The organism is Iocasia fonsfrigidae (genome assembly GCF_017751145.1).
GTDB classification, from domain to species: Bacteria; Bacillota; Halanaerobiia; order Halanaerobiales; family DTU029; genus Iocasia; species Iocasia fonsfrigidae.
The window spans coordinates 198,472-214,088 of the sequence record NZ_CP046640.1 but is presented as its reverse complement, the minus strand read 5'-3'; the positions used below and the strand labels follow the sequence as shown (position 1 = coordinate 214,088).

General features: G+C 33.3%; 17 protein-coding genes. 4 read left to right on the top strand and 13 right to left on the bottom strand.

Translation table 11 applies throughout. From position 1 onward, the window contains the following. Positions 1–54 precede the first annotated feature (54 nt). Positions 55–951, bottom strand: a complete 897-nt coding sequence (locus GM661_RS01165; RefSeq protein ID WP_230868391.1) for a LysR family transcriptional regulator — start codon at positions 949–951, stop codon at positions 55–57. A gap of 134 nt (positions 952–1,085) precedes the next feature. Between GM661_RS01165 and GM661_RS01160 the strand changes: the two genes are divergently transcribed. After that, positions 1,086–2,102, top strand: coding sequence for a YeiH family protein (locus tag GM661_RS01160; RefSeq protein WP_407929631.1), 1,017 nt, complete (start codon positions 1,086–1,088; stop codon positions 2,100–2,102). 52 nt (positions 2,103–2,154) lie between these two features. Here the strand turns inward: GM661_RS01160 and GM661_RS01155 are convergent, their stop codons facing one another. Both GM661_RS01155 and ytvI read right to left on the bottom strand, forming a co-directional pair. Beyond that, positions 2,155–2,877 (bottom strand): 4Fe-4S binding protein, encoded by a 723-nt coding sequence (locus GM661_RS01155; protein WP_230868389.1) that lies wholly within the window; start codon positions 2,875–2,877, stop codon positions 2,155–2,157. Positions 2,878–3,013: 136 nt separating this feature from the next. Beyond that, the gene (gene ytvI / locus GM661_RS01150) at positions 3,014–4,036 is read right to left on the bottom strand and encodes a sporulation integral membrane protein YtvI (protein WP_230868388.1); all 1,023 of its coding nucleotides are present in this window, start codon (positions 4,034–4,036) and stop codon (positions 3,014–3,016) included. 223 nt (positions 4,037–4,259) lie between these two features. Here ytvI and GM661_RS01145 point away from each other — a divergent pair, with 223 nt between their 5' ends. Continuing rightward, positions 4,260–4,769 carry a DUF421 domain-containing protein gene (locus GM661_RS01145; RefSeq protein WP_269059899.1) on the top strand — a complete coding sequence of 170 codons (510 nt, stop codon included), beginning with the start codon at positions 4,260–4,262 and terminating at the stop codon, positions 4,767–4,769. A 4-nt stretch (positions 4,770–4,773) separates the two neighbouring features. On the opposite strand, the gene GM661_RS01140 is transcribed toward GM661_RS01145, so the two are convergent. The 7 genes from GM661_RS01140 to tsaA all read right to left on the bottom strand — a co-directional run bounded on the left by GM661_RS01140 (position 4,774) and on the right by tsaA (position 11,052). Next, positions 4,774–5,538: a Uma2 family endonuclease gene (locus GM661_RS01140; RefSeq protein ID WP_230868386.1), complete on the bottom strand. Its 765-nt coding sequence runs from the start codon at positions 5,536–5,538 to the stop codon at positions 4,774–4,776. Between the two features lie 359 nt (positions 5,539–5,897). Further along, entirely contained in the window at positions 5,898–6,722 is an 825-nt protein-coding gene (locus tag GM661_RS01135) for an ABC transporter permease (RefSeq protein WP_230868385.1), read from the bottom strand. 25 nt (positions 6,723–6,747) lie between these two features. Beyond that, positions 6,748–7,653 (bottom strand): ABC transporter ATP-binding protein, encoded by a 906-nt coding sequence (locus tag GM661_RS01130; RefSeq protein ID WP_230868384.1) that lies wholly within the window; start codon positions 7,651–7,653, stop codon positions 6,748–6,750. A 170-nt stretch (positions 7,654–7,823) separates the two neighbouring features. Continuing rightward, positions 7,824–8,888, bottom strand: a complete 1,065-nt coding sequence (locus GM661_RS01125; protein ID WP_230868383.1) for a sensor histidine kinase — start codon at positions 8,886–8,888, stop codon at positions 7,824–7,826. Continuing rightward, a complete protein-coding gene (locus tag GM661_RS01120) occupies positions 8,885–9,559 on the bottom strand; it encodes a response regulator transcription factor (protein WP_125987343.1) in 675 nt (224 codons plus the stop codon). The genes GM661_RS01125 and GM661_RS01120 overlap by 4 nt, the downstream gene beginning before the upstream one ends. 239 nt (positions 9,560–9,798) lie before the next feature. Then, positions 9,799–10,377 (bottom strand): DNA-3-methyladenine glycosylase I, encoded by a 579-nt coding sequence (locus GM661_RS01115; protein ID WP_230868382.1) that lies wholly within the window; start codon positions 10,375–10,377, stop codon positions 9,799–9,801. A gap of 192 nt (positions 10,378–10,569) precedes the next feature. Next, complete coding sequence (gene tsaA / locus GM661_RS01110) at positions 10,570–11,052, bottom strand: tRNA (N6-threonylcarbamoyladenosine(37)-N6)-methyltransferase TrmO (protein WP_230868381.1); 483 nt, start codon at positions 11,050–11,052, stop codon at positions 10,570–10,572. A gap of 156 nt (positions 11,053–11,208) precedes the next feature. Between tsaA and GM661_RS01105 the strand changes: the two genes are divergently transcribed. Both GM661_RS01105 and GM661_RS01100 read left to right on the top strand, forming a co-directional pair. After that, a complete protein-coding gene (locus GM661_RS01105) occupies positions 11,209–11,724 on the top strand; it encodes a GyrI-like domain-containing protein (protein WP_125987337.1) in 516 nt (171 codons plus the stop codon). A gap of 11 nt (positions 11,725–11,735) precedes the next feature. Further along, positions 11,736–12,584 (top strand): helix-turn-helix transcriptional regulator, encoded by an 849-nt coding sequence (locus GM661_RS01100; RefSeq protein WP_230868380.1) that lies wholly within the window; start codon positions 11,736–11,738, stop codon positions 12,582–12,584. A gap of 99 nt (positions 12,585–12,683) precedes the next feature. Here GM661_RS01100 and GM661_RS01095 read toward each other — a convergent pair whose 3' ends face one another. From GM661_RS01095 to GM661_RS01085, 3 genes are all read right to left on the bottom strand, one after another. Further along, the gene (locus tag GM661_RS01095; protein WP_230868379.1) at positions 12,684–13,973 is read right to left on the bottom strand and encodes a TRAP transporter large permease; all 1,290 of its coding nucleotides are present in this window, start codon (positions 13,971–13,973) and stop codon (positions 12,684–12,686) included. A 3-nt stretch (positions 13,974–13,976) separates the two neighbouring features. Next, positions 13,977–14,522, bottom strand: a complete 546-nt coding sequence (locus tag GM661_RS01090) for a TRAP transporter small permease (protein WP_230868378.1) — start codon at positions 14,520–14,522, stop codon at positions 13,977–13,979. Positions 14,523–14,601: 79 nt separating this feature from the next. Next, positions 14,602–15,585 (bottom strand): TRAP transporter substrate-binding protein, encoded by a 984-nt coding sequence (locus GM661_RS01085; RefSeq protein WP_230868377.1) that lies wholly within the window; start codon positions 15,583–15,585, stop codon positions 14,602–14,604. Positions 15,586–15,617: the final 32 nt, after the last annotated feature.

The window sequence follows — 15,617 nt, the reverse complement described above, 5'->3', positions numbered from 1 at the left end:
CTTTACCATCTTTTATTAGGAAATATAATCCATACTGTCAATGCAGCATAACTACTAAAGTTTTTTATCCTTATATTCATAAATATAATCATAAAATTCCTTAAATAGCCCTGTCAGATACTTATCTTTGTGATAAATCAGCTTAAAAAGACGCTTAAAGCTAATATCCTCAAGTCTAATTTCTTTTAGTTCTCCTTTTTTTATCTCCTTTTTTATACCTATTGCCGGGATTAAAGATATACCGATATTGGCTGAAACAGCCTTTTTAATTGCTTCAAAATTATTTATAGTGTGTGCAATATTATATAACACATTATGTTGCAAAAAAGTATTCTGGATAAGGTCTCTGGTTCCACTCCCTTCCTCTCTGATAATTAATTTTTCACCTTCAATTTCTGCAGGGTCTATATAATCCCGTTGAGACCAGTGATGTTCTACTGAACAGACCAGAGATAAGCTGTCTTCACAATAAGGCTCAACAATTATATCTGGAGAGTTAATCGGTCCCTCTACTAGGGCCAGGTCCAGTTCATTATTGAGAATCTTATTTACAATTAAAACTGTGTTATCTACTATCAGAGGCAAATCCACCCCACTAAACCTTTCCCTGAAACCATTTAAAATTTCCGGCAATAAATACGTACCAATAGTCATACTAGCCCCAATCCTCAAACCGCCTTGTTTTATATTGACTATTCTGTCTATTACATCCTCTGTTTCTTCCATCAAATGTATTATTTTTTGACTATATTCCAGGAGTATCTCTCCTGTATTTGTCAGAACCAGACTATTCTTGATCCTGTCAAACAATCTGACATTTAAGCTGTCTTCCAGATCAAGTATAGTCTGGCTAACAGCTGGTTGTGTCATATATAATTCTTCAGCTGTTTTCGTCATACTGCCAGTTTTGCAAACAAAAATAAAGATTCTAAGCTGTCGTAAGCTCAACAAATCCTATTCCCTCCTATTAGTAATTACTTATGGATATTATAATAACATATTATTTTAATTATACAATACCCTCTGTTATAATAATTCTTGCAAGTAAAAATCCACTAATAAATCAAGAGAAGGGATTGTTGATGATGTATTACTTTAATAAGGCTAAAAAACTAAGCTCTGGTATTGGGATGACCTGCCTGATAGCAGTTATAGCGGTTTTAATGGGTAAGATACTCCCTATCATTGGGGGGAGTATTCTGGCGTTATTTATCGGTATCTTATGTAATTTTATATCCCCGGTAGAAAATGAACTCAAAGAAGGACTGGATTTTGTCTCTAGAAGACTCCTCCGCCTGGCGATTATCCTCCTAGGCACTGGTTTAAGTATCAGTAAGGTTCTGGAAGTAGGAAAATATTCCTTATTTGTCATGGTCTTTACCCTGACAGCAGCCTTCGGTTCAGCCTATGTTTTTGGCAACTTACTTAAAATAAACTGGAAGCTAAGTAACCTTATCGGTGCAGGGACCGGTATTTGTGGAGGATCAGCTATAGCAGCCCTATCCCCAGTATTGGAAGCTGATGATACAGATATAGCCTATGCCATGTCAGCTACTTTTATCTTTGATGTGTTGATGATCCTGCTCTTTCCACTTATGGGGAAGGCGCTCAATTTGTCAGACCTGGCCTTCGGTCTCTGGACCGGGACAGCTGTTAATGATACCTCATCAGTTGTAGCAGCTGCTTATGCCTTTAGTGATGCTGCCGGGAACTTTGCTACTATTGTAAAACTTACCAGAACTACTTCTATAGTACCCATTACTCTGCTTTTCTCTATTATTGCAAGCTATCATAACAGGGAAAAAAAGCTATCCAGTGGAAAAGCAACTCCAGGGCTTAGCAATCTCTTCCCCTGGTTTATATTAATCTTTGTCCTGGGCTCAATTATAAATACCCTGGGACTTATTCCAGCCAATCTGTATACACCTATTAAACAGGGCAGCAAATTTCTAATGGCTATGGCCCTGGCTGCTGTAGGTCTCAAAACCGACCTCAGGAAAATGCTTCAATCAGGAATCCAACCAATGATTCTGGGTTTTATTGTATCACTTATCGTGGTACTGGTATCCCTCATAGTACAATTTTTGTCCGGTCAGATATAAATAAATTATAAAAAGGGAGGTGAACAACATCTCCCTTTTATATAATCACATCTTATGCCTCTTTAGCTAAACTTAATATCCCTAAAGGACAATTTTCCACACACTTTGAACACCTGATACATAATTCATTATCAAACTGTTTCATCTCTGAAAAGCCTGTGTATGGGCTAAGCTGCATCGGGCAAACTGCTGCACATTTACCACAGCTAACACATGAATCTTTCCGACTGATAGTGACCTTACTGTCGGTTTTTCTAGCAATACCAAGTAATTTCCCCAGGCTATAAGACATTCTCTGCATTGTACCCATTGGACAGATATGACACCAGGTGCGGTAACTAATAAAAATACTTAGCCCTCCACCAACAATTACTACCATCAGATAGCTGACTACAAAAATAAAGCCTAATTTATCCCAGAATTCTACTGTCTCCCATAATTTTGCTGTATTCAGAAACCTTCTGCCCAAATTATATGAAAAAAACAGGAAAAATAGGACTGCTATTATCTTTGACCTAAAAACTCCAGGGATTTTCCTATTTTTACTGAATGAACTTAATAATTGATCAAAAAAACTCCCATGTGGACAGAAATTGCCACACCAGTACCGCCCTTTAAAGAATGACATTGTAATCAGGGATATCATGATTGGCATAACCAAAAGACCCAATCTGGGATACCACAGACCACCAATTGCTACTACTAGAGTTAATATCCAGGCGTATTTTTTAATTAGAGTAAAAGATTGATTTATACTAAGGTTTATCCTACCCATATCTTAATCCCCCCTAAATTTAAAATTATATTTATATATTTAGATATAACGATATTAATTTTATTATATAAACCTCTATTTGTCAACAAAACTTTAATAAAATAATATGCACCACCCTATCAAACTGTGCAGCCAGTTAGAAATCTATCCCCGTATTTAGAATAGACTTAAATATAATTATGGAAATAGGTGCCAGTATAACACCCTGAAAGCCGAATGTAATTAAACCAAGGTAAACCCCCAGTAGAAGAATTATTGGTGAAACCCCTATATTCCTCCCCAAAATTCTGCTTTCCAGTGTTGGTCTGGCGCCAATTATAATTAAATAAAGAATAAATATTATCACAGCATTTTTAGGGTTAAAAATTACATTGTATATTATCATCGGCCAGAGGACTGCACCAGGTCCTACCACTGGAATCAAATCCAGTACACCTGATAAAAGAGCTAATAAGATTGCATAGGGATAGTTCAAAAAATAAAATACCATAGCAGTTAACACAGTAGTATTGCTCATTATAAGTAATTGAACCCTGATATAACTAAAGATATCATTAACAATATTGGACTGTTTATTATCTGAGAATCTAGTTTTTTTCTTAAGATAGCCAACAATCTTTTCTTTGTCTTTACTGAGAAAAAAAGCAGATATGATAGTAAATAAGAGCAAAATAATTAAACCCGGTATATTAAAGGTTATATTTACTGTTTTTTCGATAATATTGGATAAGACATCTTCTCCTCGGCGGTAAAGAGCATCCAGGTTCCTCTGTAAAACATTAGAAATAACATCAGGCATCCTAGCAAATAACTCCTGTTGTTTTAATAGAGCCTCATCAACATAATCCATTATCTGTTCCCGGTATTGTGGTAAATAACGGGACAAATATATTAATTCATAAACACTGTTTGTGATAATAAATGAAGTAAGTAAAAGGACAACACTTAAAACAAGAACAACCATAATTAAAACAGCAAGACTGCGAGGAATTTTTTTTGAGATTAGCTCAACTGGTTTATCAATAATTGTAGCTATAATTAAACCAAAGAAAAAGGGGGTTAAAGTAAAGATGAAAAAACGCAATATAATAACAATCATGATAAAAACAATAGTTAAAAGCAATAATTTCTTCCAGTTGATTTCAGAAAGTATTATCATCTAATAACACCACCACTATAAATATAGGATAAATCACCTTATCTTTGATAATACCACAGTATATCTAAGGATACAAGATAATATCATAAACTTTAAATATTTTTGAATATAGAGAGAAAATATTTTTTTTGATTTTGTTACAGGGGTAACTATTGGTACAATTGCCGGGGCATATGTTGTAAATGAAGTAAGAGGACATGCCGTTTTACTTAGTCCAGTTGTCATGGTTATCTGCACTCTGGCCCTAGGATATTCAACATTAAAAAGTTTAAAAATAAGAAAGTTATTTAAGGGAGAACCCATAGTAATTATTCAAAACGGCAAAATTTTAGAAAAAAACATGTTAAAAGCCAGATATACTTTAGATGCCCTAGAAATGCAATTAAGGGAAAATAAGGTTTTTAATTTAAATGAAGTAGAATTTGCTGTATTAGAGGCAGATGGTAAATTAAGTGTACTCAAAAAAACACCTTATAAGCCTGTAACCCCTAAAGACCTGGGTCTAAAAACTAGTTACCAGGGGCTAGCCACTGAATTAATCAAAGATGGTACAGTTCTGGAACAAAACCTAAAACAAAACAATCTGGATCTTAACTGGCTATATAAAGAGTTATATAAGCAAAATATTGATGACCTATCAAAAGTCATTTTAGCATCACTAAATACAGATGGTTCATTATATTTAGACCTAAAAAATGAAAACCCTGCATATACTCAAAAAATAGAGGATTAGAAAATTACATACTACTTTTATGCCACAATTTTTCTAAGGGAATACTTAAATTTTGAAAATCTGGATGTTCTACAATATCTTCATCCATCCCTGAAGCAAGCAAAGTATAAGCATTATTACGAAGAGCAAAACATTCCAGGGTTCTCTCTTCTGGATTTACCAGCCAGTAGTGTTTTATTTTGGCTTTCTGGTAAATTCGCATCTTTTGCAGTCGATCCTTACGGGGGTTATAGGGAGAAATAATTTCAACTACCAGTACAGGTGAACCATCAATCCGTTTTTCTTTTATTATCTTATTTTGATTAGCTGATATATAAAATAAATCAGGCTGGACTACAGTTGTATTAGAGAAAGTTACATCTAAAGGTGCATTAAAAATTTCCCCATCATGATCAATTTTATAGAAATAATCTTCTAGAATTCGCTGGAGCCTGCGGGAAACCCGCTGGTGCATAACATTTGGAGATGGTTCCTTAACCAGACAGCCCTCCAGTACTTCAAACTGATAACCTGGTTCCTCCGGAAGTTTCAAATAATCCTGATATGTAAAATTTTTCTGATTCCCTGTTTTATAATCAGCTTTTGATTCTTTAACAACCGGATCAGTCAATGCTTTAATAACATCAGCCAGTTTATAACGGTATTGTTTTTTACCCAGTTCAATAAAGGGTATTTTCCCCTCTCTTGTATACCTCCAGATAGTTTCAACAGAAAGATCCAGACTTTCAGCCACATCCTGAGCAGTTATCAGCTCTTTTTTTTCTGACATAATTCCACCTCCAGAATTATTAATTATAATTCAATTATATACTATTTATAAACTAAAATCAACTAAACACAAGCTATATTAAGTGCTTTTTCTTTTAGAAATACCACAATAATACCCTTATATAAAAGCAAATAAAAAAAGAAGGCATTTGAACTATTATCCAAAACCCTCATTAAAAAATATTATTAACACCTATTAAATTTTAATATTTAACTGCCTTACATATCAAATAAGTATCCTTTTTAGCCTCTATTTCCCACAAACTAGACTCTTTTATTTTTTTCAAAGACTCTTCACGGGATTGATGTCCATCCTCAATATATAATTTACCACCCTGCTTAATTATTCTATTCAACTCTTTAATGTCTATGGGTAAAAACCTGAACACGAGAAAAATCTGCTTTATTAAACTGGTAAACACATAATCCAAAAAATATTAAACATATGGCTAGTATAATAAACAATCCCATATATGGTAAAATAGTAAAGCCTTTAATACTAAATGCTACACCTGCCTTGATTAGTTCTAAGGAAGATGATGTCTCCATTTGTAAAGAAATATATCGAAAAATAGCTGTTATATAAGTCAGAGGATTTAAATATACTATCGGCTTTAAAAACCCCGGCATTACTGTTATTGGAATATACGCCCCTGATAAAAAGGTCAAGGGCATTACAAATACATTTATCATTAGTTGAAATGTTGTTGAACTTTTAGCCAGAGTTGCCAGATATAGACCTATTGAACTAAAAGTAATCCCTACTATAATCATAAAAGCACTCATTTCTATCAGATGAAATAGATCAATTCTTAGACCCATAATTAAAGCTATTACAATTATTATCAAACCCTGAAATACCGCAATAATTGATGATGAAAGAATTTGCCCTATAGAAATCTGCCATCTACTTACCGGGGAAACCAGAATTTCTTTCATGAATCCGCTGGAAATATCCTCCAGGGTATTCATGGAATTACTTAGAGCAGACTGAAAGACCGTCATTATTATTATACCAGTTATCAGATAATCTAATGGTTTCTCTACCCCAATAGCTGCTGACTTCATTACAAAGGAAAATATAAAGAGAAATAAAATTGACATCAATATTGTAAAAAATAATTTCATTTTATCTCTCGAAAAATTTATTGAATTTCTAATCAATATTGCTTTTACTGCACGCATAGTTTTTTAATCCCCTTTCTATTTGTTATTCCCTGATTTCTTTTCCAGTTATAGCCAGAAATACATCATTTAAAGTCCCTTTATAAACTTCTATATCTATGATTAAAAATTTAAATCTTGAAATAATTTCTAAGGTTTCATTAAGTGCTGATGAAACAATAGTAAATTGCTTATCTGCCAATTGGTAATTGATAGATTGTCCTTTAAGATATTCTTCTAAATCCTTTTTTTCAGACACTTTAACCTTTATAGTTGCTGTAGTATATAAATTTTTAAGATTATCAGGTGTATCAAAGGCAACAATTTGACCTTGATCTATAATAGCTACCATATCACATATTTCAGCTTCATCCATATAATGTGTGGTTAAAAAAATGGTAATATTTTTTTCTTGCTGCAGCTTACAGATATAATCCCAGATATTAGCCCGCGTCTGCGGATCAAGTCCAGCAGTAGGTTCATCAAGAAATAATACTCTGGGATAATGTACCAGACCACGGGCAATCTCTACCCTCCTTTTCATACCACCAGAAAGACTATTAACAGAAGATCTCCGCCATTCCAGCAAATCTACCAGTTCCAGTGCAAAATCAATTCTCTCTTTTACTTGATATTTAGGTATACTATAAAAATCACAGTGCAATTTAAGATTTTCTTCTACTGTTAATTGTTTATCAAGGGTTGACTCCTGAAATACAATCCCAATATCCTTGCGCACTCTGGACTTATGCCTGTTTACATCGTTCCCATTGATAGTTAATTCGCCCTCTGTCTTATCAAGTATCGTACAAAGAGTATTAATAGTTGTCGATTTGCCGGCCCCATTTGGGCCCAGAAAAGCAAATATTGTTCCTTCTTCCACATTAAAAGAAATATTATCAACTGCTATAAAATCTCCGTATTTTTTTGTAAAGTTTTTCACTTCAATCATCTTTACCTCTCCCTTCATCTAAAATAATATAATAGCAATTTAAACTGAATTTAAACTTAAAACGCAAATATTACTTATTCCCAAGATAAATATAATTTACCTGACATAAAAAAATACAGTCTTCTAATACCTTCAGACTGTATTTCAAACAATTTTATATTTTGTTTTCACTATTGTTTAACTGGCAGCAATACTGTAAAACTTGTTCCTTCTCCCAGCTTACTATCAACTTCAATTTCACCATGATGCATATCTATTATTTTTTTAACTATGGACAGTCCTAAACCATTTCCTTTTTTTGAACGCTGTCGAGATTTATCTGTTTTAAAAAAACGTTCAAAGATATGCTTCTGGTCTTCTTCAGCAATACCAATTCCTGTATCCGTTATTTTAAAAAGTACTTTTTTGGACTCTTGATATAACTCAATCTTTATCCTTCCACCCTCAGGTGTATACTTAATACTATTATTAATTAAATTAATCCAGGCCTGTGTCAACATATCCTTATCAGCAGTAATACTTACCTTATCCAGCACAAGCTCTATTTCAACCTTTTTTACCGCCCACTGAGGCTCACATGCCAGAATAAGATTCCTAACCTGTTCATCTAAATGATATACTTCTGGTTCAAACTTAATTGTTTCCGCATCCAGTGATGCTAATTGGAGCAAATTATCACTTAACCTTGATAACCTTTTACTCTCTATCCGAATAATACCCAGATAGTGTTGTCTCTCCTCTAAACTAAGTTCTTCATTTCCCAGTATTTCTGCAAAACCACTAATAGAAGTCAAGGGGGATTGAATCTCATGAGATACATTAGATATAAACTCCTGACGCATATTTTCCATCTTATCCAGTTCCAGGGCCATCTTATTTACACTTTCCCTTAACTTAGCTACCGGGTAATGTTCATGAATATCGTCATCGTCCAACCTGATACTAAAATCACCAGTTGCTATTCTTTCCACGGCTTCAATTATTGTCCCAAATGCATCCCTTTTCCGCATCCACCCTTTGGAGAGGGCAATCTTTCGAATAATACTCAGCATTAGACCAGTTAAAATCAAACCGAAAATTGAATTTATAATCTGATTTAACAACTCATTGAGTTCCCAGTCCAATATTTTATATATATAATCTGTTATGAAAAAAGCTGCTGAATACATGATAACCAAAAATATTAACATTAATATAAATCTTACTAAACCAGAGATCTTATGCTTTACCTTCATGAAAATACCTCTAGACGATAACCTAAACCCCGAATAGTTTTAATTTTAAAGGAGTATTCCTCCTCTGGAAACCGCTCCCGCAAACGGCTAATATGTACATCCAGTGTTCGTTCATTACCGTCAAAATCATAACCCCAGATATCTTCGATTAGTTGGTCTCTGGTAAAAGTCCTTCCAGGAAAACTGGCCAGTTTAAATAGGAGTTCAAATTCCTTAAGGGGTAGATCTAATATTTTACTCCCCACTAAAGTTTCATATGTTTTATGATTCATTGTTAATTTTCCGATCTTTACTTTTTGTGAAACAGCAATTTGATACCTCTTCAATAAAGCCTTAACCCTCATTACCAGTTCCATTGGTTCAAAGGGTTTAACCAAGTAATCATCAGTACCTAATTGAAATCCCTTGATTTTTTGACTAGTTTCCCCTTTTGCAGTCAGCATTAATATAGGAATATCATAATACCCCCTAAGTTCTTTGCACAATTGCCAACCATCCATCTTTGGCATCATTATATCAAGAATTACAAGATCTACCTTTACTTGTTCTAATTTGACAAGGGCTTCCTCTCCGTCTAATGCTTCCTGAGTATCAAAACCTTCTTTTTTCAAAAACACTCTGAGTAATTCTCGAATATGTGGGTCATCATCCACTACTAATATTGTACTCAAAGTAATATCCCCCTCTTTATAAATAAAATAAACAAAAGCTTAATAACACTAATCAATATACTAAAATAAAAATGTAAACTAAGTTTAAACTCCAATTTCTCTATCATGCACTGTATCAACATTATAATTATTTTTATTTAGTATCTGGGTCAAGTTTTTTCAACAAACCGCTATTATAAGAACTCAATAGAAAACTTGAAAAGAGAAAAAAGATTTTATATAAGACTAATTATATTACCTTAATATTCAGAGTAACTACTAATTATTTCTTTATAACGAAAACAAGATTGTAGGTGATCATTGACAATACCAATTGCCTGTAAATAGGCATAAATAATCGTCGGCCCAATAAATTTAAACCCCCTTTTTTTAAGGTCTTCGTCCACTTTTTGAGATAAACTCGTTTGGGCTGGTATTTCAGTTAAATCTGTAAAGGTATTTATTATCGGCTTAAAATCGACAAATCCCCAGATATAATCAGAGAAACTACCAAATTCATGCTGAACATCTATAAAACATTTAGCATTGTTAATAGATGCTTCAATCTTTCTTTTATATCTAATGATTCCGGGATTACTAACTAATTCTGCAATTTTATTATCATCATATGAAGCTACTTTAAGCGGATCAAAATTGTTATATGCCTTGCGGTAATTTTCCCTTCTTTTTAAAATGGTCAGCCAATTAAGGCCAGCTTGAGCCGATTCAAGAATAAGAAATTCAAATAATCTTCTATCATCAAATACAGGTAACCCCCATTCCTGATCGTGATATTTAATATATAAGTCATTTTTTTCACACCAAGGACATCTATTCATTTTTTGGGACTCCTCCATTAAATGTACTCTGTAAAGTGGACTATAAAGAAAATTAAGGTGCTGTTTTCTTATCTTATACAGCACCTTTTCACAAATTTGGGCTTATTAAAATGTCTTTTTAAAATGTTCTTCACATAATTTTTTTATCTCTGAGATATTTATTATATCATATTTAATCTTTATTTTGAACCATCACCTTGCACTTATAAACTCAGCTTCCCAATTAAAAACTGCTGAATCTTCATACCATTTCGGCCAATGACTACACCAATCAGGTACTTTCACATCCCTAATTCTATCTAATGACGGATGATATGGCTTTATATCAATTATTGGTGTTCCATCTTCAGCATCTATATAAGCTACATGTATCTTCCCTTTTTCAAGGCTTAGTACATTTACCGATGATAGTGAAATGGGATTAGGTCTACCCGGAGATCTCGTTGCAAAAACCCCTACTTTTTCAGGTGCTCCCTTATAAGGTTGTTCACACTCCAAAATTGCTCTATATTCATTTCCATCAGTTAAATTAGCCCACCACAAAACATTAATGTAATTAAACCCCTCTAACCCCCTACTTGCCCCTGCATATTTCTCCAGTAATTCCAGATAAAATCCTGTACCATTGTGCCTTACATAACCTAATGGATTAATGACAAACTCTTTCTTACTCATATAATTCAACCTCCCAAAAATATTTTGATATTTATTTAAAAATATTATAATATGAAATAAAGAAAATATCTTGACCTTTATTGCCCTATAATTATTAGCTTTTTAATCTCTTTGGAATTTAATTTGACTTATCTTGCTTTAATAGGGGGAATTAGTATGGAAGCAAAAAAAATCATTTATGAAAATACAATGTTTTTGTTAGGAATGGATTTTTATGGTGACCCTTTTAGTAATCATGCATTTTGGGATGAAAACAATGAAATAGGCCGTTTATGGAATAGATTTGAAACATTCCTAAGTAAATATCCTGAACAAATAAAAAACAGAATCAAAAAAAATGTTTCTCTGGAAGTCTTTATAACTACAGAAGAATCAATGAAAATTGGTATATATGAAGTATTTGTAGGTGTGTTAGTAGAAAAAATAGGATATATACCTCTTAATTGTGTCGCCAAACAACTACCAGCAAGCAAATATGCCGTTTTCACTCTAAAGGGTAATGAAATTAATTCTGATTGGCAGAACCAAATATATAATAAATGGCTTCCAGATTCAGGTTATGAAAGTCCTTATAATTACAATATCCAATACTATGATGAGCGTTTTAAAGGAATGGACCAAATAAAGGAATCAGCAGTAGATATTTATATTCCTGTAAGAAAAAAGCCTTAGGATGATAATATATGAAAAAGATTGAAGATATCTATAAAGCTGTTGAATACATCGAAAATAACTTGAAAAATGATTTGTCTGTCGAAAAAATTGCTAATCATATTGGTTATTCTCTTTATTATTTTTCTCGTATTTTTAGTAAAACTACAGGGCATAGTCCCTATGATTATATAATGAGACGCAGATTATCAATTGCTGCAAAAAAATTAATCAATAATGAGCAAAAAATTATCGATATAGCCTTTGAATATCAATTTAACAGCCATGAAACCTTCACAAGAGCCTTTACAAAAATGTTTAACTACCTACCCAGCCATATCAAAACTAAAAAAGACCTGGATAAATTAGTACTTAAACAAGCAATAACACAAGAATATCTGGATTATATAAATAACATCATGGTTAATATTAAAACAGAAATTATAAATGAAAAGGCTCTTTATTTTGTAGGTCTAGTTACAAATAAAAAAATCACTAATAAATTACAAAATCAAATTATAAACAAATTGAAAACTGTAAAAGAAAATCCAGAAAACTTTATCATTTACTTTAATCCTATAAACTATCGTCATATGCAACCCAAACTAATAGCATATAAGGCCCCTTTACCGGAAGATACCCCTTCTATTTTTCTTGGGAAAAAGATACCTGCATATAAATATATCAAATTTATTATCTCTGCAAATTATTTTAATATGGAATTTATATTTCAATATTTATATCAAACCAGATTAAAGTTTACACCAATTACTATTGATGCTCCTTATGCTATTGAACAAGTTAATATTAAGACAAATAAAAACAATATAAGTAAAATAATCTATATCCCCTTGGATTATTATACTAAGAATCAAAAATAGTCAACAGTTTAACTTTAAAAACCCCTGTAATTTTACAGAGGTTTTTATTTTAAATCTTATATATCTAATCGAGATAATAGATTGTATTTTATTACCATACTATCCCATCAGAAAATTAGGCAGCCATAATGTCAGTTCTGGAATAAAAGTTAACAATAAAACCATAACTGCTAAGAGCAGATAAAAAGGAACTAACTTTCTCGCTATCCGTTCAATTGAAGCACCACCAATAGAACAACCTACAAAAAGTGTTGAACCCACAGGGGGTGTAAGTAATCCTACCCCCAGATTTAACATCATTACTACACCAAATGTAATTGGGTTCATACCAACACTTGTCACAACAGGCAGTAGGATTGGTGTTGCAATAAGAATCAGTGGAGCCATATCCATAATTGTTCCCAGCAATAGTAGTATTACATTAACAATTAAAAGAATAATAACTGGATTATTGGATAGATTTAGTAATCCCTCTGTAATCATTTTTGGCACCTGTAGATAAGACATCATCCAGGCAAAAGCACTGGAAGTAGCAATTATTGCTACAACCATAGAGAGTGTACTCAAAGAATTCCTCAAAATACCAACCATTTGTTTGAGAGGTATATCTTTATAGACAAAAAAAGTAATTATAAAGGCATAGACGGCAGCAATAGCAGCTGACTCGGTGGCTGTGAAAATACCGCTTGTTACCCCACCGATAATAATAAATGCTGTTAGCAGACCAAGAATACTATCCCGAACAATCTTCAGAGATTCTTTAAAAGAAATCCTTTTTTCTCTCGGATAATCCCTTTTAACAGCTATATGATGGCTCAATACCATTAAAGCTATACCAAGCAAAACACCAGGCACAACACCAGCTAAAAATAGTTTAGCAACAGAAATTCCTCCACCTGCCGCCAGGGCATATATGATCATATTATGACTGGGGGGAATAATAATTCCCTGTACTGATGAAGTAATAGTTACATTTATTGAATAATCTTTATCATAGCCATTCTTTTCCATCATTGGTATAAGAATAGTACCAATAGAAGAAACATCAGCCACTGATGAGCCAGAAATTCCGCCAAAAAACATACTGGCTAAAATATTGACCATAGCCAGCCCCCCGCGCATCCATCCAATCATCACATTGGAAAATTTGATTAAACGGTCAGATATCCCACCCTGACCCATAATCTCTCCTGCTATAATAAAGAAAGGGATAGCCATCAAAGAAAAAGAATTAATCCCCTTTACCATCTGCTGTGCTACTACCATAGGAGGTAAACCTACATAAAAGGCTGTAAGTAGTGTTGAAATACCAAGACTGAAGGCAATAGGGATTCTAAGAACTAACATCACTAAGAAAGAACCTAATAAGATTATAATCGCTTTGTCCATAATTTAATTCCCCCCTTTATCATCTTCATCTTTTGCAACCGCAGCAGTTTTAGTCTCTTTTTGTTTTATAAAATTAAACATTTTACCAAGGGAATATAATAGTACCAGGACACCTGAAATCGGAAGCATAATAAATAATAAACCCCTTGACCATTGGGTTGCCGGCAATCTGGTGGCTTTTGTTCTCATATATAATTGATACCCATATTTGAGCATAAACCAGCCAAAAAAACCCACTAAAACATTCTCTAACTGATAAATACATTTTTGATACTTATCAGGAATAAGACTCATGAAATACTCAATACTTAAGTGAATAGAATTTTTAACACCCAGTGCAAGCCCAATAAAACCAAACCAGATCATCATTAAGAGTGCAACCTCATCTGACCAGCGAAAGGTATAATTAAAAACATATCTGGTAAAAACTGTAGTACTAACTATAAGTATCATTATTATTAAAAATAACATGGCGATATAACTAATCATCTTTTCTGAAAAATTTAAACCCTTAACAAGGGGTCCCTGATTTTTTTCTTTTTTATTCATTCTTTTCCACCCTTTATAAAAGGCGGAGAAAAAATTCCCCACCCTTGATTTGAATATTAATATTTATTATTAACTAACTCTATTCTTCCATTTCAAAATTAAGAATACTATCTAACAGGTCTTCATATCCTGCACTGTATTTTGGATAAAGATCCATTACAGCATCCTGGAAAGCCTGTTTTTGTTCAGCTGTCAGGGTGGTAATGTTTGCACCTTCTTCTACAGCCAGTTTTTTGGCCTCTTCTGTTCTAGCATCCCAGGCTTCACGTTGGACTTCAGTTGATTCAACTGCAGCCTGTTTAATAATCTTCTGGTCTTCTTCACTCAAACTATCCCAGGTGATTTTACTCATAATAATTAACTCTGGAATACGATTGTGTTCATCTTCTACGAAATTAGGTGCTACTTCATGATGGCTATTATAATACCAACCAGGGTAGTTGTTCTCAGCTGCATCTACTACACCAGTCTGTAAGGCACTATAAACTTCACCCCAGGCAATTGGAGTTGGGGATGCACCCAATGCCTCTACCATATCCATCATTAACTGACTTTCCTGCACACGAATCCTTAATCCTTTCAAATCTTCAGGACCTGTTACTTTTTTATCAGCAATATAAAAACTACGTGCACCTGAATCATACCAGGTAAGACCTACAATACCATCATCTTTTAATCCATCAAGGACACTCTCCCCAATCTCTCCCTGGAGAACCTGAAACATATATTCTTCACTTGGATAAAGATAAGGTAATGATAAAACATTCATAGCAGGTTCAAAATTAGCCATTGGAGTAATTGATGTCCTTACAAAGTCAATAGCACCAAATTGCACCTGTTCTATAGTAGAACTCTCATCTCCCAGAATTCCACCTGCATATACATCAATCTTAATTCTCCCATCAGTTCTCTCTTCAACCAAACGGGCAAATTCTTTAGCCCCAACAACAGTAGGATATCCTTCTGGTTGATTGTCTGCTAAACGTAGAGTAATCTCCGCAGCCTGTGCTCCTAATGAAAATACTAAGGTAGCCAATAAAACATACACAAATATTTTTTTCACTTTCTCTTCCCCCTTAATAATTTATTAATTAA